Raw genomic sequence first — 17,339 nt, 5'->3', positions numbered from 1 at the left:
ATATTACATATACAATTAAGTCGCAACCCTAAAATAAAGAATATTTTCCTGTTTTTCAAAACCATATTGAATGTTATAAACCAGAGGTGAAATGACGTATGAAGGATAAAGAAAAGAGAGATTACAAATTGGAGGACTTGCCTTCTGGGATAGCTATAAGCTGGGGACTAGATAAACAACCACAGCGGGGTCCGAAGCGAGAACTTAGTATTAATCAAATTGTAGAAACTGCTATCGAAATTGCCGATCAAGAAGGACTTGCTGCGCTATCCATGAGCCGAATTGCTTCGTCTCTAGGATTCACAACAATGTCACTCTATCGATATATTCCCAGCAAAGATGATTTACTTTTACTAATGCAGGAGAAAGTTTCAGATATTGATTACCCAACGGAAGAATCGGAAGCAGATTGGCGTGAAAAAATGCGCCAGTATGTTAAAATCTGCATCAGCGTTTTTCAAACCCATCCATGGTTTGGCGATATCCCCATAACCAGCGTGCCCCTCACACCAAATCAACTTAAAATGGTGGATATCGCACTTCGAACCACTAGGAATCTTCCTTTAAATGATTATGAGAAAATGTCCATTGTTCTTCTTTTAAGCGGTTATGCACGTTGGTGCGGAATAATCATGAAGGATATGAACACTGCAATTCAGGCAGGGAAAAGTCCGGGCGCCATTAGTGGTCTTGACTACAGCGCGGCACTTAAAAAGCTAGTTACAAGGGAACGTTATCCAGACCTTTACCCCGTTTTAATGTCAGGAGCTTATACCGAGGAAAACGAAGGAGAGAACACTTTAGGTGATGACTTCGATTTTGGACTTGAACGGATTATAGATGGAATCGAACGCTACCTTTTATCAAAGGAAAAGAAAAGGTAAAATTCAAACGAAGATTATCCTTTATTTACGATTTCTTATAATAGTTAAATGAGCCTCTCTTTATACTAAACGAGAGGCTCAAATTTTAGCAGCTATTTGTGGTAGGGTTCACCACACCTATTAAAGTGGCGGTTTCTATGCAATGGAAAATTTGTGATAAGGGTGTGGAAATCAATGGAATCTAACGTTAGTAAAATACTTGATAACATGGATTTTCAAATCCTAGATATTCTGCAAAAAGGATTACAGGTAAGCAATTCTGAAATTGCAAAACGAGTTAGTTTTGTCTTGCCCTGTCCGAATGAGACCTGCTTTCAGACTGGATCTTGCTTTTTTTCCTTGCCTTGTCCGAATAAGACCCGAATTCAGACTCGATCTTGCTTTTTTCTCCTTCCCTTGTCCGAATAAGACCCGAATTCAGACTCGATCTTGCTTTTTTCTTTTTCCCTTGTCCGAATGAGACCCGTATTCAGACAGGCTTAAGCTTTTTTCTCCTTCCCTTGCCCGAATGAGACCAGCATTCAAGCTCCAATAGGAAAAATCTGCCGTTTTCTAGTGTTTAACTAACAAATTTCGACAAAACCCTATAAATAGATTAATAAAAGCGCTTGCAAAATAAAACATTTCTGTTATTATACTTGTATACAAGTATACTTGAATAAAAAAGAAGGTGGATTTATGTCCGAATCAAGGGATTTTTTATATCCTGAAAAATGGCTTTCAAAAGCCTCAGCTGGAGATCGCGTGGCATACGAACTTCGAATGCAGATTATTTCCGGCATGATTGAAAGCGGTACCATCTTATCTGAAAATAAATTAGCAGCAGATTTTTCTGTAAGTCGTTCACCCGTCCGGGAAGCATTAAAAATACTGGCATCCGAAAACATCATCCGATTGGAAAGAATGGGTGCTGTTGTCATAGGTTTATCCGAAAAAGAAATTGAAGAAATCTATGATGTCCGGTTATTAATAGAAACGTTTGTATTTGAACGGCTTGCACGAATGGAGACGAGTGAGTTAGTAAAAGAACTGAGTAAAATCCTTGAAATGATGAAAGTTGCGATAAAGTACTGTGATGCAGATGAGTTTTCCTTCCAGGATGTTTTATTCCATGAAACGATTATTCGGGCCGTTAATCATTCCTATATCCTCATGATTTGGAATAATTTAAAGCCGGTTATGGAAAGCTTCATTCTTTTATCGATGCGCGGCCGTTTCAAAGACAAATATGATGACTTCACTCGGATTATCAACAATCATGAGCTTTATATTGAAGCCATCAGAACAAAAGATAGAAACCTTATGATTAAGTCATTGCACCAAAATTTTGATGACGTACAAGGTAAAGTAGAGGACCTTTGGAGGTCACAACAAATGCTTTCAAAAGGAGGCGTTCAAGAAAATGACTAGCTACATGTTAGGTGCTGACATCGGTACCACAAGTACCAAAGCTGTATTATTTACTGAAAAAGGCGAAGTCATTCAAACAGAGAATATCGGTTACCCTCTTTACACACCCAATATTTCAATTGCCGAGCAGGATCCTGAAGAAATTTTCCAGGCTGTGTTACAAGCTATTTCGAACATAACGAACAAGCATCCCAAAAAGAAGCTATCGTTTATTTCCTTTAGCAGTGCGATGCATAGCGTCATTGCCATAGACGAAAATGACCAGCCGCTCTCGCCTGTTATTACGTGGGCTGATAACCGCAGTGAAGCATGGGCCCATAAAATAAAAGATGAATTAAATGGGCATGAAATCTACAAACGAACAGGAACTCCAATTCATCCTATGTCACCCTTAACGAAAATAGCATGGATCGTAAATGACTGTCCTGAAATCGCTGTCAAGGCTCAAAAGTATATCGGAATTAAAGAATATATCTTTAAAAAATTCTTTGATCAATATGTAGTCGATCATTCCCTCGCATCCTGCATGGGGATGATGAATCTGAAAACACTGGATTGGGATGAAGAAGCATTAAAAATTGCCGGTGTTACACGGGATCATTTATCGGAACTCGTCCCGACAACTAAACGATTCAACAACTGTAATCCAGTGTTAGCGAAACAGATGGGGATTGATCCAGAAACACCTTTTGTCATTGGGGCAAGCGATGGGGTCCTCTCCAATCTCGGTGTAAATGCGATTAGAAAAGGTGAGATTGCGGTCACGATTGGGACAAGCGGTGCAATTCGCACCATCATTGATCAACCGCAAATCGATGAAAAAGGAAGAATCTTCTGCTATGCGTTAACCGAAAAGCATTGGGTCATTGGCGGACCGGTAAACAATGGCGGAATGGTTCTACGCTGGATCAGGGATGAATTTGCTTCAGCAGAAGTTGAAACGGCGAAAAGATTAGGAATTGATCCGTACGAGGTTTTAACCAAGATTGCTGAACGCGTAAGGCCTGGTGCAGATGGATTGTTGTTCCATCCCTACCTCGCAGGGGAACGTGCACCACTATGGAATCCTGACGTCCGCGGCTCCTTTTTTGGATTAACCTTGTCACATAAGAAAGAACACATGATTCGTGCAGCATTAGAAGGAGTTATATATAACTTATATACCGTATATCTAGCCTTAACTGAATGTATGGATGGACCTGTAACCCGGATTCAAGCAACAGGAGGCTTCGCAAGATCGGAAGTTTGGCGGCAAATGATGTCCGATATTTTCGAATCTGAAGTAGTCGTACCAGAAAGCTACGAAAGTTCATGTCTCGGTGCCTGCATTTTAGGGCTGTATGCGACAGGAAAAATCGACTCCTTTGATGTTATTTCTGAAATGGTCGGCAGCACCTACAAACACACACCTAAAGAAGAGGCCGCTAAAGAATACAGACGGTTACTGCCGATTTTTATTCATCTTTCCCGAGTATTAACAGACGATTATACTCGGATTGCCAACTATCAAAGAAGTTTATTAAACACAACAATATAAATTTTAGGGGGAAATAAAATGCCATTAGTTATTGTTGCAATTGGAATTTTAGCATTACTAATTTTAATCATGGGCTTCAAATTAAACACCTTTATTTCTTTGATCATCGTATCTTTTGGTGTTGCTTTAGCACTTGGAATGCCTTTAGAAGAAATTGTCAAAACCATTGAAGCAGGACTAGGCGGAACACTTGGCCACTTAGCGCTAATCTTTGGACTTGGGGCGATGTTAGGTAAGCTGATTGCCGATTCAGGGGGCGCACAGCGAATTGCCATGACACTCGTTAACAAATTTGGTGAAAAGAATATCCAATGGGCTGTCGTTGCTGCCTCTTTCATCATTGGTGTTGCTTTATTCTTTGAAGTAGGACTTGTATTATTAATTCCAATCGTATTTGCCATTTCAAGACAATTAAAGATTTCTATTTTGTATCTCGGTATTCCGATGGCTGCAGCTTTATCCGTCACACACGGATTCCTGCCGCCACATCCAGGACCAACCGTTATTGCTGGTGAATATGGTGCAAACATTGGTGAAGTATTACTTTACGGTTTCATTATTGCGATTCCAACGGTTATTTTAGCGGGACCTGTATTTACGAAGATTGCTAAAAAGCTAGTACCTGCATCTTTTACAAAAACGGGTAATATTGCCTCATTAGGAGAACAGAAAGTATTTAAACTTGAAGAAACGCCTGGTTTTGGAATCAGTGTTTTTACCGCTTTACTTCCTGTAATTTTAATGTCAATTGCTACGATTATTACTTTGCTGCAAAAAACAATGGGATTTGAAGATAATGGTTTCCTAGCAGCAATCCGCTTTATTGGGGATGCTGGTACTTCGATGTTGATCTCGTTATTAGTTGCTGTTTATACTATGGGATTAGCTAGAAAGATTCCTATCAAAAATGTTATGGAATCTTGTACAACTGCAATTTCAAATATTGGGATGTTGCTGTTAATCATCGGGGGCGGCGGAGCCTTCAAACAAGTATTGATTAATGGCGGTGTAGGTGACTACGTTGCTGAATTATTCAAAGGAACAGCCTTATCTCCCATCCTTCTTGCCTGGATTATTGCTGCAATCTTACGTATCTCTTTAGGTTCAGCAACTGTTGCGTCCTTAACAACTGCTGGTTTAGTTATTCCAATGTTAGGACAATCTGACGTTAACTTAGCTTTAGTGGTACTTGCAACTGGTGCGGGTAGCTTGATTGCTTCCCACGTAAACGATGCTGGTTTCTGGATGTTCAAAGAGTATTTTGGTTTAAGCATGAAAGAAACATTTGCAACTTGGACCTTGCTTGAGACGATTATTTCCGTAGCAGGATTAGGATTTATTCTATTACTAAGCTTATTTGTATAAGCCTTCAAGGCAGTAAAACCCTACTTAAAACACAGGGGTTTTACTGCCTATTAATCTTATAATAGGGAGAATAACTAGATGTTAAATACAATTGGTGTTATTGGATTAGGGGTAATGGGCAGTAATATAGCTTTAAACATGGCGAATAAAGGTGAGCATGTCGCTGTTTATAATTATACAAGGGATTTAACCGATCAACTCGTCCAAAAACTTGATGGACAAGCAATTACTCCTTACTACCAAATTCAAGATTTTTTCCAGTCATTAGAAACTCCAAGAAAAATTTTTGTGATGGTTACTGCGGGCAAAGCAATCGATTCGGTGATAGGCTCATTAATACCTTTTCTTGAAAAAGGCGATGTGATTATGGACGGAGGGAACTCTCATTACGAGGATACAGCACGAAGATATGATGACCTGAAGTCTAATGGAATCGGTTATTTAGGAATTGGTATATCTGGCGGAGAAGTCGGTGCTTTAACAGGTCCTTCTATCATGCCAGGCGGCGATAAAGACGTCTATGAAAAAGCTGCTCCTATTCTTACGAAAATTGCAGCCCAAGTGGAGGGTGACCCTTGCTGTACGTATATTGGTCCAAAAGGTGCAGGTCACTTTGTCAAAATAGTACATAACGGGATTGAGTATGCTGATATGCAATTGATTGCTGAAGCCTACACATTCTTAAGAGAAAAATTACATTTATCGGTTGAAGAAATTGCTGAGATCTTTGAAACGTGGAATCAAGGTGAGCTAAAAAGCTATTTAATCGAAATCACGGCAGAAATTTTAAGAAAAAAAGATGAACTAACAGGCTTGCCATTGATTGATGTGATTCTCGATAAAACAGGACAAAAAGGCACTGGTAAATGGACAAGTATTCAAGCTATTGATAACGGAATCCCAACATCGATTATTACAGAATCATTATTTGCCCGTTATCTATCTTCTTTAAAAGAAGAAAGGATTAACGCTGAAAATATCCTGTCAGGACCAGAGATGGATCCGCAGAACTTAGATAAGCATTTGTGGATTGAGTACATTAGACAGGCATTGTATATGGGTAAAGTTTGTGCGTATGCTCAAGGATTTACACAGTATAAAATGACTTCTGAACTTTACGGACTGGACTTGCCTTTAAAGGATATCGCACTCATTTTCCGCGGCGGCTGTATCATTCGTGCAGAATTTTTAAACGTTATCAGTCAAACGTATCAAGAGCAGCCAGATTTGGCTAATTTGCTAATCGCCCCATATTTTGCTGAAAAGGTGAAAGAATACCAAATCGGATTGCGGAAAGTTGTCTGTGAAGGCGTCGTTTCCGGCATCTCGTTCCCCTGTTTAAGTGCTTCCCTTTCTTATTATGACAGTTATCGAAAAGGCACTTCCGCTGCCAGCTTATTGCAGGCACAACGGGATTACTTCGGCGCTCACACCTATGAACGATGCGATTTAGCAGGAGTCTTCCATACAATTTGGCAGTAAAAATAGAAAGGGGTATTTTTTCTTGGCAATTTTTTATTATACGGGAATCTAAACCTCGAATTTCAGAGCTTTTTTGACTTAAAAAAAGGTGAATCGTTAAAGTTTGTGGATATAATAATAGGCTGTCGATGGTTTTTCGACAGCCTGAAAAGCCTTAACTCAAGTTAAGGCTTTCGTTTGCCGTTACCAGTGAACCTACACTCTCTAATTTCCGCCGTTACTTGTGGTAGGGTTCACCATTTCATTCTATTTAAGAGTCCGAAATCTATAATTTTAATGGCTGACCCTCAAATGCTTTAACCTCTAATGGTGCAGTCAAAAAGTCCTTTGCATTTGCTACGAACTTGGTAAAGTGCTCGCTTGAGTTATGACTGGCAACAGCTTGCATATCCTGCCAAACTTCCACCATCGTAAATACATTTTCATTTTCTGTATCTTTTTGAAGGCAATATGAAATATTTCCGTATTCTTCTCTTGAGGCAACAATTAACGGCTGAATTTCCTCTAGAAACAAATCCTGTTTCGCTGGATTTATATGGAATATTGCATGAATAATAATCATCGAACGTCAATCCCTTCTTATTTAAACTTCTTTACTTCCATTGCGCGACTTGATCAATAGGCAGACGAACTGATGGATGTCCGTTATCTGCTGCTTTACCAATAGAGATTAACATAACCGGAACATAACGGTCTTTATCCAATCCAAACGCTTCTGCAATTTTGTCTTTTTCATATCCGCCAATTGGATTTGTATCGTATCCATACGCGCGGGCAGCAAGCATGAACTGCATGGATACAAGACCACCATCCACTAAAACGACATCTTCCATAGCTTCACGTGAAATCGTTTCAAAATAGCCTGAAAAGGAAGCATGAATTCCTTCTTTTACTTCTAAAGGCATAAATCCCTGCTCTACAGCTGCGCCGTAGATTTCTTCAAATTGCTCAAAATTATTCAAATCACCAAATACAGCAATAACTGCTGATGAGGTTTCAACTTGAGTTTGGTTAAAACGTGCCAGTGGGGCAAGTGTTGCTTTTGCCTCAGTGCTTTCAATCACAAGGAATCGCCATGGCTGCATATTAACAGAAGATGGAGCACGTGTTGCTAATGTAAGAATTTCCGTCATTTCTTCTCGGCTGATTTTTACAGATTTATCATAATTTTTAATGGAACGGCGTTCTGTCACAATTTTATTAAAATCATTCGTTATTTGTGCTGTAGTCATAGAAGTCATTGTTAGATTCTCCTCTTTTCATTCTGGGTATTGATTAAAATATTTAAGTTCTTTAAATATTTTATACATTTTAGACAAAAATATTATAAAGGGTCTAAAATGTTAACTACGTATAACCTTACTCCACTTTCTTTTAGTTGTAAACTGAAAAGAATTGGAATATCAGAATTTGAATGTACACCATTGGATTATGATATAATTTCCTGATAAAGGGAGTGGTAGTTTGAGAAAAATTGCACCTTATGAAAGACAGATAATGAGAAAAGCCTATGTAAAACAGTTAATCCATGTCGTTCGAACTCAAGGATTCCTTTCCCTTACCATTAAAGATATCGCAAAAACGATGAACTTAAGTCGAGCCTCCTTGTATAACTACTTTTCTTCGAAGGAAGACATCATTATGGAGCTGACTAATCTCTGTATTGATTATATAAATGAAGCTGGTCAAACCATTTCCAATGAAGAGTTATCTTACACGCTTCGTTTCCAAAAAGTGTTTGAACAAGCTGTTTTTTCAGCTGTCTATGCTTCAGATATTTATTTGACTGATTTAAAAAGAAGCTGTAGGCATCTTTATGAAAAAAAGATGCAATCAAGAAAAGAACAACTATCTGTCATTCATGCATTTTATCGAAATGGCATGAATGCAGAAGTTTTTAATCAATTGAACCCCTCAATCTTAATTATTCAGGATGAAACTGTACTAGGAAAATTGGTGAATACATCCTTTTTAGTGGAAGAGGAATTGTCATTGAAACAGGCTCTATTTGATTATTATGTGGCGAAGAAAACCCAGGTCCTAAGGCTCGAGTACTTGCAAAACCCGGAAAATGAAGATATTAATGCAATGGTGGAAAGTATCGTCAAAAAACTATCAGCCATCTAATGGCTATAAAAAAGACTCTTACGCGGTGGTAAGAGTCTTTAGTATTTTTTTGTTTTAACCCGGTTTTAAATTTTCTGTTGAATTCTGTTTAAAATGCTTGATAGTGTTTGATTTAAACTCTTTAATTCCTTCATGTCTAAGGACAGATTTTCTAACAATTTTGAAGGAATACATTGAGCTTTGTTTTTTAGGTCTTCACCTTTTTTGGTTAATGAAATGATGACCGTTCTTTCATCCTCTAATGATCTTCGGCGGTCAATAAGATTATTCCCTTCCATTCGCTTTAGCATAGGTGATAACGTTCCCGAATCTAAAAATAACTTTTGGCCAAGCTCTTTAACCGTCACCGATTTTTCCTCCCAAAGTACCAATAATACTAAATATTGAGGATACGTTACATCCAACTCTTCTAATAAATTTCTGTATAATTTAGTGATTTCACGTTCGGCTGAATAAATCTTAAAACATATTTGGTTCTCGAGTTTTAATTGATTATTTTCCATTTTCTTGTCCTTTCATCTTTCATTAGTACCATTATAATACACAATAAACAATTATTTAAACCGTCATTTAATTTTACACAATTTAATTATTGACTTCTGAATACTTTATCGTTAATATAATTTTATAAAATAAATTGTGCACAATTAAATTTTATAAAATTATATTTCGAGGTGATTTTATATGGAATTATTATATACCGCAAGTGCAACAGCAGAGGGTGGCAGAGCAGGGACAGTAACAAGCAGTGACGGAACATTAAATTTAGCACTTTCAATGCCAAAATCTTTAGGCGGTCAAGGAAAAGAAAATGCAACGAATCCAGAGCAATTATTCGCTGCCGGCTATGCAGCCTGCTTTGATAGTGCGCTAAATTTGGTCGCACGACAGGCGAGAAAACGAATTGAATCTAAAGTTACGGCGGAAGTTTCACTTGGAAAAGATCAGGATGGAGGGTTTAAATTAGCTGTGGTCTTAAACGTGTCAATCAAAGGGGTAACTTTAGCAGAGGCTGAGGAATTAGTTCATAAAGCTCATGGTGTTTGTCCTTACTCTAAAGCGACGAATGGGAATATGGATGTTAAATTAATAACGAGTATAATCTAAAATTTCTCATCTAGAAACGTCCTTGAGATCTATGCGCGTATTGCCCGTCGGCAAGAGCACTTTTGGCAGTTACAATTCGTTATACTATTTCGACCGTTCATACTTTTACCATGGGCTATATCATGGGCTAACGGTCCTTCAACTAATGAGTATTAGCCCACAAAAATAAGCTCACTGGATTTTCTAGTGAGCTATTTTTAAAGGAATTTTTAAAAAGTTTACCGTTATTTATGATACGGTTCCCCCCGATTAATCCGAAAGGCCCGGTAAATTTGCTCGACCAAAATCAGTCTCATCAGCTGATGCGGGAAGGTCATTCGTGAAAAAGACAGCTGCTCGTTTGATCTCTTTAATACTTCCTCACTTAAACCCAACGAGCCGCCGATCACAAAGGCTATCTTGCTTTTTCCGTAAGTCGCTAGTTTATCCAATGTATCCGCTAGTCCCTCGGATGATTGCAATTTTCCTTGGATTGCTAAGGCAATCACATATGTATCTTGGCTAATTTTTGCTAAGATTCTCTCGCCTTCTTTTTGCTTCACCTGGACCATTTCTAGCTCGCTTAACACTTCCGGTGCTTTTTCATCTGCGACTTCAAACACTTCTACTTTTGCATAAGCAGACAATCTTTTTAAATACTCCTCAATTCCAAGTCTCAAATATTTCTCTTTTAATTTACCAACCGTCACTATTGAGATATGCACAATCCACAATCCTTTACAACTTGATTACAAACAGCTTACAAACAACTTATCCACAGTGGTTATCCACATGTCCACAATTTTTATCCACATCTTGTATGGAATCACTTGTTCGCCACCATATATACAGCTTCATTTTGACAATATTCACAGCTTGTTGATAAGTTATCCCCAGTTATTTTCGTCAAGACAGGAAATGTTTCATATTCATCCACAACTGTATCTAACGCAATTTCCACATGCTCTTCACAGCAATAAATCATCTATCTTCACCTTCCCGATCCATATTGTTATTTTTAACTTCATTATCGTCAATCATACTTTGACCTCATCCATAATACCACAATAAAAAACGAGAAAGTGAGCCATTCACTTTCTCGTTTCTATTAACTGTTTATTGTAACTTTTCTCCTGACAATGTTAAGCTGGTTTCTTTTATCTTTCCTTCACGATAAAACTTAATCTTCATGTGATCGCCAATTTTCTTTTTCTGATACAAATGCTTACGAAGGTCGATGACGTCATTAATTTTTTGCCCATCCATTTCGACGATAACATCCAACTCTTTTAATCCTGCTTGAGATGCTGGCGAATTTGGAACAACTTGCCGAAGGGCCACACCATAATTCACATCACGAGGTAGCTTCAAAGCCTCTTCCTGATAGTAAGCTGGAATTTCAGATACCGATTTTAAATCGACACCCATATATGGACGTTTGACCGAGCCAAATTGTTCGAGGTCATTAATAATTGGCTTTGCTGAATTAATTGGAATCGATAAGCCAATCCCTTCAACTGCCTGCTGGGCAATTTTCATCGAATTAATCCCAATGACTTGCCCGGCCATATTAATTAAAGCGCCACCACTGTTACCTGGATTAATCGCAGCATCCGTTTGCAATACCTCTGACTGCCAATCTATGACACCATCCTGATTGATATCTATCGGGATTGTTCGTTTTAATCCTGAAATAATCCCTTGTGTTACCGAGCCGGAAAAGGTTGCACCGAGTGGATTTCCGATAGCAATGACCGGTTCACCCATCTTTAAACTATCTGAATCACCGAATTCAGCTACCTTTTTTACCTTGCTGGCATCAATCTCCAGTACCGCTAAATCCGTCCAAATATCGCTGCCAAGGAGTTTAGCAGAAATCTTTGTTCCATCCGTCAGACTGACTTCAAGCTTTTTGGCACCTTCGACAACATGATCGTTTGTAACGACAAAAGCGCGGTTTCCTACCTTTTTATAAATGACGCCTGAGCCTGTTCCAGCTGCCTCATCAGAGTTAGTGCTGTCAGACCAAAAGCTTGATGACTGGATGTTATTGATTCCAACAACGGCATCAGCTGTTTTTTCAACGGCATTGGTTGTATCTGTTTTTACATCATAACTAACCTGTTTATGAACCACATTTTTCGGATTCGTATTGGTATTCGTTCCTGTTTGATCAGATTCAATTTTATAAGGAAGAACTCCCTGATTTGACAAGGTTGGAATGGCAATGAGAACTGCACCTGCACCTACTATTGCCCCAACAAAGCTGGCGAGGAAGAATCCGCCCCTATTTCCTTTCCTTTCTCTATTGCGATTTGGTGAATGATCATCATAATAACCCACTTTACACCATTCCTCTCTTTCGAAAAGGTTGCTAACTACTATTTTGGCTTATAATTACAATTATACTCATTCATCCTCAAATTACTAAAAAATTGCATTTTGTTATTGAAATCTTACGAGTTTGTTCATAATTTAGCCATTTTTTGATAATTAGCATGAGTTTCAACTCCCACTCCATGCTTGGAAGCAAATTTAATAGGAGTATTACATCAACACAATGAAGGCGGTGTGAGCAAAGCTGATCTTCACCTATTCAAAATTGTTACTTTCCTCTCAAATGGGATAAAATAATTTATTTTTGCGCCGCTCCTCCCTATTTCCACAAAAAAAATGAAGTACCATCAAAAGGTAGCTTCATTCTAAAAAAATTCTATACTGCTGTTAAAATCGTTGGGATTTTCGGGTCTGTATCGTAAAGTCCAAATTGTTCGCCTACAATTAAACCGCAACCCTCGAGCGTTTGTGTTACCGCCATCTTTGCTAAATCCTTCATATTATTATCTAGACTTAAATGGGCGAGATAGACCCGTTTCGTTCGGTCTCCAATCACATCACTCATAGCCAGCGCCGCATCCTCATTGGAAACGTGGCCGACATCACTTAGAATTCTACGTTTGATGTTCCAAGGATATCTCCCCATCCGCAGCATTTGCACGTCATGGTTTGATTCAAAAACATACACATCAGCATTGGAGATCGTACCCTTCATTCGATCACTTACATAGCCTGTATCGGTAATCAGAACGAGCTTTTTCCCTGAATGATGGAAAACGTAAAACATTGGTTCCGCTGCATCATGCGATACCCCGAATGATTCGATATCCACAGCTCCGAAACTCTTTACCGTTTCCATATTAAAAACAAACTTTTGCTCGGTTGGAATTACTCCTAATGAACTTTCCATCGCCCGCCAGGTTTTTTCATTTGCAAAAACTGGCAAATGATATTTACGGGCGAGCACCCCAATCCCCTTAATATGATCGCTGTGCTCATGGGTAACAAAAATCCCGGAAAGCTTACTAATATCGCGGTCAATCTGCCCGAAAAGAGCCTCCATCTGCTTGCCGCTAAACCCGGCATCAACAAGGAAGGAATGTTCTTCAGATTCTACATAGAGGGCGTTTCCCGTACTCCCGCTTGCAAGGATACTATATCTTAACGACATACTCTTTCACTCCACTTTACTATTTTCGTCGCTGTTAAAATCAATAATCTGGCCCTCAAACGCATTCACAAATAAACTTTCCTTATCATCGACCACAATGCGCCAAGTTGGCGCTAATACTTGAGAAGCAGCCAGTTGGATGCGTGTCGAATATCCAAGCTCTATCTTAGTGATTTTACTTTTCGGCTTCAGCACTCCCTTTTGATGCAGGGTTTCAATTGCCTTTAACGGAGAGAGGATTTCCTCTTTTTCCGTTAGTTTTTCAATCCCCTCAAGATAGGATTGATGATAGGAAATAATTTGATTATTAGCATTAAGATTGAAAGTAATCTCCCCATTAATATTTTGATACAAAGAGAAATTCTCATATTGCTGATAGTAGGTGATGGTCTTTTTTTGGTCATCCTTCTCCCAAAATTGATAATGATCTCCGTAAAGGACATTATCCTTAATAAAGGTCGAAAGCTCCGCTGGTTCAAACTTTGAACTTAACTGAAATGGCTTCTCAAGTGTCACTTGAAGGGTCGTCCCTGGTTCTTTAAGATACCCTGTCTGACCTTTAAGCTTCGCCAAATCCCCTTTAATAAATGTCTTCGGCTTTGCACTTAAATATTGATCTTTAATCGGAGTCTTAGGCAGGTCAACATACTGAATCTCATCCGCTTTCAGTTTTTCATCAAACGTAGCCTCGGTAATGACCTCATATTTATTGGCATCGCGAATTTTCATGAATTGAAATAGGAGATAGACATCTAAAATCAAGAAGGTGATAATAAAAATCGTTTTTATTTTACTCCAATCCATGCTGTAATCCTCCCAGGTCTTCCATTGTAATCTGCACCCATGTTTTATCATAGCGATAGAACCAGGCAGGTTCTAAGAGGATTAGCCTATTCGCATCAGAATCCCTTTCCATCCGAAAGCCCAAGGTCATTTGCTCGAGAAGCTCTGGCTTAAAGTCTTTTTTCTTTTGTAAATATTCTAATGCTACATGTCCAGAAGGACGTTTTACTTTTTGCATTTCAGTTGGTAATGGCAGCTCTAAAGAAATATTTGGACGCTCATATTTATTAATTTCATCGCGGCCCCATTCCTCATTAATTTCAGAAAGTCCATTTCTGTTAAAGACAGGAAAACCATCCATGCTGTATAAACGAAAGGTAACCGAGCGATTATATTCACTTTTAGAAACAAAGCGGTAAGAATCCGTCCAACCCCCATGTTCATTAACAAAATCAATGCTGCGTTTGACTAAATCATAAGAGCTGTCCATATAATTGTCTTCTGCTGTTGGATTAATATATTTAAGTATGTTGCTTTGGTAATTAACGCTCATTTTACTAGAACCATTCGTATACTCTTCACCTTGTTTGACAATGCTCTTCTGCACAAAACTTGGATCATTAAATAGTGCCACTTTAAATTCTTCAGAATTAAGGGTCAAAGGCAAATACTTATAAGTGGTCATTTCCGTTTCTTCTTCTGGCAAGAAAATTGTACGCTTTTCAGAAGCTTTATAAGCAAAATAGCTTGGTAACTGCGTTGCATTTTTATAAAAATCATGGTTAAACTCGCTTAAATTAGTAGATGAGATATGACTAATGAAAACCTGTTGATTTTCAGAGGAAACGAAATAGACAATTCCATTTTCCTTTTCCGAGCTATCAACATTAATGATAATTCGATCGAAGTTGAAAGAGGGTACCTTCTTTCCTTCAATCGTTAAGACGCTTCGATATAACTCAATTGGGACCTCTCCAGGGAAAATAATCTCGGCATTGCCACTGTCATGCGTTAATTCCTCAATATTCTCCACTTTGTCCGAATAATTTTTTATATCAAAAAAGGCCCAGCGGCTTAAATCCTTGATTACCTTTTCAAGCTCAGTTGTATTATTGGTCCCGTAATGCCGACCCTTCACATGAAACAGGATTTGATCAGGTCTAATAATTTTTTGGACCTCTTGTTTTTCTCTGACAGTGACCTCTTCTACATAATTATTTTTTTCCATCGTGGCGTAGTTGGGCTGGTAGGTCCAAAGATTCCATGTTAACAGAATACTTCCCAAGACTAATATCGTTAAGATTCCTGATTTGATTTTTTCGTATCTCATGACCATTCATCCTCTTCAGAACGCTCGTATGGCAATGAAAAGGAAATCTTCGTTCCTTTTCCTTCTTTACTTGTTACCCAAATCGCACCGCCATGAACATTGACCATTTCCTTTGCAATCGCCAGCCCTAGGCCTGTACCGCCCAATTTCCGGGTTCTCGCTTTATCGACACGATAAAAACGGTCAAAAATTTTGCCGATATTCTCTTTTGGAATCCCCACACCTTGATCAGATACGCTGACGATGATTTTATCTTCTTCTTCTTTTATCGAGAACGTGACTTGTCCGCCTTCTGGGGAGTATTTCAGGGCATTGGAAATAATGTTGTATAATACCTGCGTCATTTTATCTTCATCAATTTCAACAAATATCGCATAATCAGGAAGCTTGCGGCTGAAGGTTACATTCTGCTCCTTGGCCATTTCAAAGCGGTCAATAATACGATGATAGAAATTGACAAAGTTCACCCACTCTTTATTCAACAGATAATCCGTACTATCCATTTTCGACAATTGCAGAAGATCATTCACAAGCCGAATCATTCTTTCCGTTTCCGTTCGTGTCACTTCTAAAAAGTTCGGAGCAAGTTCCTCGTCTTGCCACGCACCGTCTGCAAGAGCTTCTAAATAACTTCGCATCGTTGTTAACGGAGTTCGTAATTCATGTGAAACATTGGCGACAAACTCTCTTCTTTCCGCATCCACTTTTTCTTGATCCGTAATATCATGAAGGACAGCAATTAGACCATTGACAAAGCCTGTTTCTTTTTGAATCACGGAGAAATTGGCACGGAGAATATAGCGTTCTGTTTTGGTACTATAGTCTAAGATTAACGAATCTTTTTCTTCAAGGAGATCCTCAAAGGAATTCGTATCCTCTAAGCTCAATAAAGACACAATCGGCTGGGTTAGGACTGTTTCACGTGAAACATTCAGCATCTCTGCAGCAGGTTCGTTGATTAATATTACCCGGCCCTTTCTGTCAGTAGCAATGACTCCGTCTGTCATATACGACAACACAGAAGACAGTTTTCGTCTTTCGCCCTCCGTCAAGGCCTGGGCTTCTTGGAGCTTTTTCGTTAAGTTATTGAAGGCAATGGCAAGTGTGCCTATTTCATCATAGCCATATACTTTAACCTTCCGGGAATAATTCCCTTTTGCCATCGCTAAGGCTTGCTTTTTCATATCCGCGATTGGCCTTGTGATCGTCTGAGCTAACAAAATGCCCAAAACAGCAGTAATTGATAACGCTATCGCTGTTCCAGTAGCAAAAATACCATTGATCGTCTTCATTTGTCCAAAAACATTTTCTATTTTTGCGACAAGGTAAATAGCCCCAATAACCTTTTTCCCCGACTTGATTGGGGTGGAAAGGACCCAAATCCGGTGGCCAGTTTGCTTTTCGATTAATATCGCGCTTTGATCCTCTTCCAACACCATCGATTGCTTCACCCTAAGCAGGGTTGTCCTTTGTCCGACTACGCCTTGGTTGTTGGACTGAGAGGTTCCAAGAATTTTGAGGGACCTGCCCTCAATGACCTGAACTTCAGAAATATCTCCTGAATCAAAGTCTGGTAGAATTTTCTTGATGTCCTCTTCGAGCGTTGGGTCTTCAGGCGTTCTTTCCTTTTCCATTTCCTCACGAACATTATAGGCAAGCAAATTCACACGTTCTTTTAACGATGTTTGAAAATTTGTCCTTAAGGTTTCTTCAAGCTGCCGAACGAAATAAACACCAATTATTTGCATCGCCACTAAAATTAGCAGGACATAGATGATGACAAACTTTACATGTATTGAGCGAAAGAAACCAACCTTTTTCATCTAT

Annotated in this window: 17 protein-coding genes and 2 pseudogenes; 9 read left to right on the top strand and 10 right to left on the bottom strand. The window is 38.8% G+C overall.

The annotated features are described in order from the left end of the window. Nucleotides 1-98: 98 nt before the first annotated feature. The 6 genes and pseudogenes from M5A78_RS09295 to gnd all read left to right on the top strand — a co-directional run bounded on the left by M5A78_RS09295 (nucleotide 99) and on the right by gnd (nucleotide 6,678). Nucleotides 99-884 (top strand): TetR/AcrR family transcriptional regulator, encoded by a 786-nt coding sequence (locus tag M5A78_RS09295; RefSeq protein WP_248734995.1) that lies wholly within the window; start codon nucleotides 99-101, stop codon nucleotides 882-884. Between the two features lie 174 nt (nucleotides 885-1,058). Further along, nucleotides 1,059-1,166: pseudogene (locus M5A78_RS09290) on the top strand (Lrp/AsnC family transcriptional regulator); the annotation flags it as partial. A gap of 396 nt (nucleotides 1,167-1,562) precedes the next feature. Then, a complete protein-coding gene (locus tag M5A78_RS09285; RefSeq protein WP_248734994.1) occupies nucleotides 1,563-2,294 on the top strand; it encodes a GntR family transcriptional regulator in 732 nt (243 codons plus the stop codon). Continuing rightward, entirely contained in the window at nucleotides 2,287-3,831 is a 1,545-nt protein-coding gene (gene gntK / locus M5A78_RS09280; protein ID WP_248734993.1) for a gluconokinase, read from the top strand. The genes M5A78_RS09285 and gntK overlap by 8 nt, the downstream gene beginning before the upstream one ends. 18 nt (nucleotides 3,832-3,849) lie before the next feature. Continuing rightward, nucleotides 3,850-5,196 carry a GntP family permease gene (locus M5A78_RS09275; protein WP_248734992.1) on the top strand — a complete coding sequence of 449 codons (1,347 nt, stop codon included), beginning with the start codon at nucleotides 3,850-3,852 and terminating at the stop codon, nucleotides 5,194-5,196. Between the two features lie 78 nt (nucleotides 5,197-5,274). Beyond that, nucleotides 5,275-6,678, top strand: coding sequence for a decarboxylating NADP(+)-dependent phosphogluconate dehydrogenase (gnd, locus tag M5A78_RS09270; protein ID WP_248734991.1), 1,404 nt, complete (start codon nucleotides 5,275-5,277; stop codon nucleotides 6,676-6,678). A 265-nt stretch (nucleotides 6,679-6,943) separates the two neighbouring features. On the opposite strand, the gene M5A78_RS09265 is transcribed toward gnd, so the two are convergent. Together M5A78_RS09265 and M5A78_RS09260 are read right to left on the bottom strand one after the other, a co-directional pair. After that, a complete protein-coding gene (locus M5A78_RS09265; protein ID WP_248734990.1) occupies nucleotides 6,944-7,240 on the bottom strand; it encodes a putative quinol monooxygenase in 297 nt (98 codons plus the stop codon). A 31-nt stretch (nucleotides 7,241-7,271) separates the two neighbouring features. Continuing rightward, nucleotides 7,272-7,910, bottom strand: coding sequence for a nitroreductase family protein (locus tag M5A78_RS09260; protein ID WP_248735052.1), 639 nt, complete (start codon nucleotides 7,908-7,910; stop codon nucleotides 7,272-7,274). Between the two features lie 232 nt (nucleotides 7,911-8,142). Between M5A78_RS09260 and M5A78_RS09255 the strand changes: the two genes are divergently transcribed. After that, nucleotides 8,143-8,805, top strand: coding sequence for a TetR/AcrR family transcriptional regulator (locus M5A78_RS09255; RefSeq protein WP_248734989.1), 663 nt, complete (start codon nucleotides 8,143-8,145; stop codon nucleotides 8,803-8,805). 65 nt (nucleotides 8,806-8,870) lie between these two features. On the opposite strand, the gene M5A78_RS09250 is transcribed toward M5A78_RS09255, so the two are convergent. Further along, complete coding sequence (locus tag M5A78_RS09250) at nucleotides 8,871-9,308, bottom strand: MarR family winged helix-turn-helix transcriptional regulator (protein ID WP_248734988.1); 438 nt, start codon at nucleotides 9,306-9,308, stop codon at nucleotides 8,871-8,873. Between the two features lie 181 nt (nucleotides 9,309-9,489). Here M5A78_RS09250 and M5A78_RS09245 point away from each other — a divergent pair, with 181 nt between their 5' ends. Both M5A78_RS09245 and M5A78_RS09240 read left to right on the top strand, forming a co-directional pair. Then, nucleotides 9,490-9,912, top strand: coding sequence for an organic hydroperoxide resistance protein (locus M5A78_RS09245; RefSeq protein WP_248734987.1), 423 nt, complete (start codon nucleotides 9,490-9,492; stop codon nucleotides 9,910-9,912). 44 nt (nucleotides 9,913-9,956) lie between these two features. Beyond that, nucleotides 9,957-10,040: pseudogene (locus M5A78_RS09240) on the top strand (ABC transporter permease); the annotation flags it as partial. Nucleotides 10,041-10,136: 96 nt separating this feature from the next. Here the strand turns inward: M5A78_RS09240 and rlmH are convergent. The 7 genes from rlmH to walK form a co-directional block, all read right to left on the bottom strand. Next, entirely contained in the window at nucleotides 10,137-10,616 is a 480-nt protein-coding gene (rlmH, locus tag M5A78_RS09235) for a 23S rRNA (pseudouridine(1915)-N(3))-methyltransferase RlmH (protein ID WP_248734986.1), read from the bottom strand. Nucleotides 10,617-10,717: 101 nt separating this feature from the next. Next, entirely contained in the window at nucleotides 10,718-10,876 is a 159-nt protein-coding gene (locus M5A78_RS09230; RefSeq protein ID WP_248734985.1) for a CxxH/CxxC protein, read from the bottom strand. A gap of 131 nt (nucleotides 10,877-11,007) precedes the next feature. Then, nucleotides 11,008-12,234: a S1C family serine protease gene (locus M5A78_RS09225; RefSeq protein ID WP_248734984.1), complete on the bottom strand. Its 1,227-nt coding sequence runs from the start codon at nucleotides 12,232-12,234 to the stop codon at nucleotides 11,008-11,010. 370 nt (nucleotides 12,235-12,604) lie between these two features. After that, nucleotides 12,605-13,399, bottom strand: a complete 795-nt coding sequence (locus M5A78_RS09220) for an MBL fold metallo-hydrolase (protein ID WP_248734983.1) — start codon at nucleotides 13,397-13,399, stop codon at nucleotides 12,605-12,607. 6 nt (nucleotides 13,400-13,405) lie between these two features. Then, complete coding sequence (locus M5A78_RS09215; RefSeq protein WP_248734982.1) at nucleotides 13,406-14,203, bottom strand: two-component system regulatory protein YycI; 798 nt, start codon at nucleotides 14,201-14,203, stop codon at nucleotides 13,406-13,408. Continuing rightward, on the bottom strand, nucleotides 14,190-15,512 hold the full coding sequence (locus tag M5A78_RS09210) for a YycH family regulatory protein (RefSeq protein ID WP_248734981.1): 1,323 nt from the start codon (nucleotides 15,510-15,512) through the stop codon (nucleotides 14,190-14,192). The genes M5A78_RS09215 and M5A78_RS09210 overlap by 14 nt, the downstream gene beginning before the upstream one ends. Beyond that, a complete protein-coding gene (walK, locus tag M5A78_RS09205; protein WP_248734980.1) occupies nucleotides 15,509-17,335 on the bottom strand; it encodes a cell wall metabolism sensor histidine kinase WalK in 1,827 nt (608 codons plus the stop codon). The genes M5A78_RS09210 and walK overlap by 4 nt, the downstream gene beginning before the upstream one ends. Nucleotides 17,336-17,339: the final 4 nt, after the last annotated feature.

Origin of the sequence: Neobacillus rhizosphaerae, from assembly GCF_937468385.1 — a bacterium.
In the GTDB taxonomy this organism is placed as follows: Bacteria; Bacillota; Bacilli; order Bacillales; family Cytobacillaceae; genus Neobacillus; species Neobacillus rhizosphaerae.
The sequence above is the reverse complement of the archived record's forward strand: the minus strand, read 5'-3'. Positions and strand labels throughout refer to the sequence as shown.

Excerpts from the sequence above, each read along its gene's own strand:
- M5A78_RS09295 (WP_248734995.1), top strand. The coding sequence starts at position 99 with ATGAAGGATAAAGAAAAGAGAGATTACAAATTGGAGGACTTGCCTTCT.
- M5A78_RS09285 (WP_248734994.1), top strand. The coding sequence starts at position 1,563 with ATGTCCGAATCAAGGGATTTTTTATATCCTGAAAAATGGCTTTCAAAA.
- gntK (WP_248734993.1), top strand. The coding sequence starts at position 2,287 with ATGACTAGCTACATGTTAGGTGCTGACATCGGTACCACAAGTACCAAA.
- M5A78_RS09275 (WP_248734992.1), top strand. The coding sequence starts at position 3,850 with ATGCCATTAGTTATTGTTGCAATTGGAATTTTAGCATTACTAATTTTA.
- gnd (WP_248734991.1), top strand. The coding sequence starts at position 5,275 with ATGTTAAATACAATTGGTGTTATTGGATTAGGGGTAATGGGCAGTAAT.
- M5A78_RS09265 (WP_248734990.1), bottom strand. The coding sequence starts at position 7,240 with ATGATTATTATTCATGCAATATTCCATATAAATCCAGCGAAACAGGAT.
- M5A78_RS09260 (WP_248735052.1), bottom strand. The coding sequence starts at position 7,910 with ATGACTACAGCACAAATAACGAATGATTTTAATAAAATTGTGACAGAA.
- M5A78_RS09250 (WP_248734988.1), bottom strand. The coding sequence starts at position 9,308 with ATGGAAAATAATCAATTAAAACTCGAGAACCAAATATGTTTTAAGATT.
- M5A78_RS09245 (WP_248734987.1), top strand. The coding sequence starts at position 9,490 with ATGGAATTATTATATACCGCAAGTGCAACAGCAGAGGGTGGCAGAGCA.
- M5A78_RS09230 (WP_248734985.1), bottom strand. The coding sequence starts at position 10,876 with ATGATTTATTGCTGTGAAGAGCATGTGGAAATTGCGTTAGATACAGTT.
- M5A78_RS09220 (WP_248734983.1), bottom strand. The coding sequence starts at position 13,399 with ATGTCGTTAAGATATAGTATCCTTGCAAGCGGGAGTACGGGAAACGCC.
- M5A78_RS09215 (WP_248734982.1), bottom strand. The coding sequence starts at position 14,203 with ATGGATTGGAGTAAAATAAAAACGATTTTTATTATCACCTTCTTGATT.
- M5A78_RS09210 (WP_248734981.1), bottom strand. The coding sequence starts at position 15,512 with ATGAGATACGAAAAAATCAAATCAGGAATCTTAACGATATTAGTCTTG.
- walK (WP_248734980.1), bottom strand. The coding sequence starts at position 17,335 with ATGAAAAAGGTTGGTTTCTTTCGCTCAATACATGTAAAGTTTGTCATC.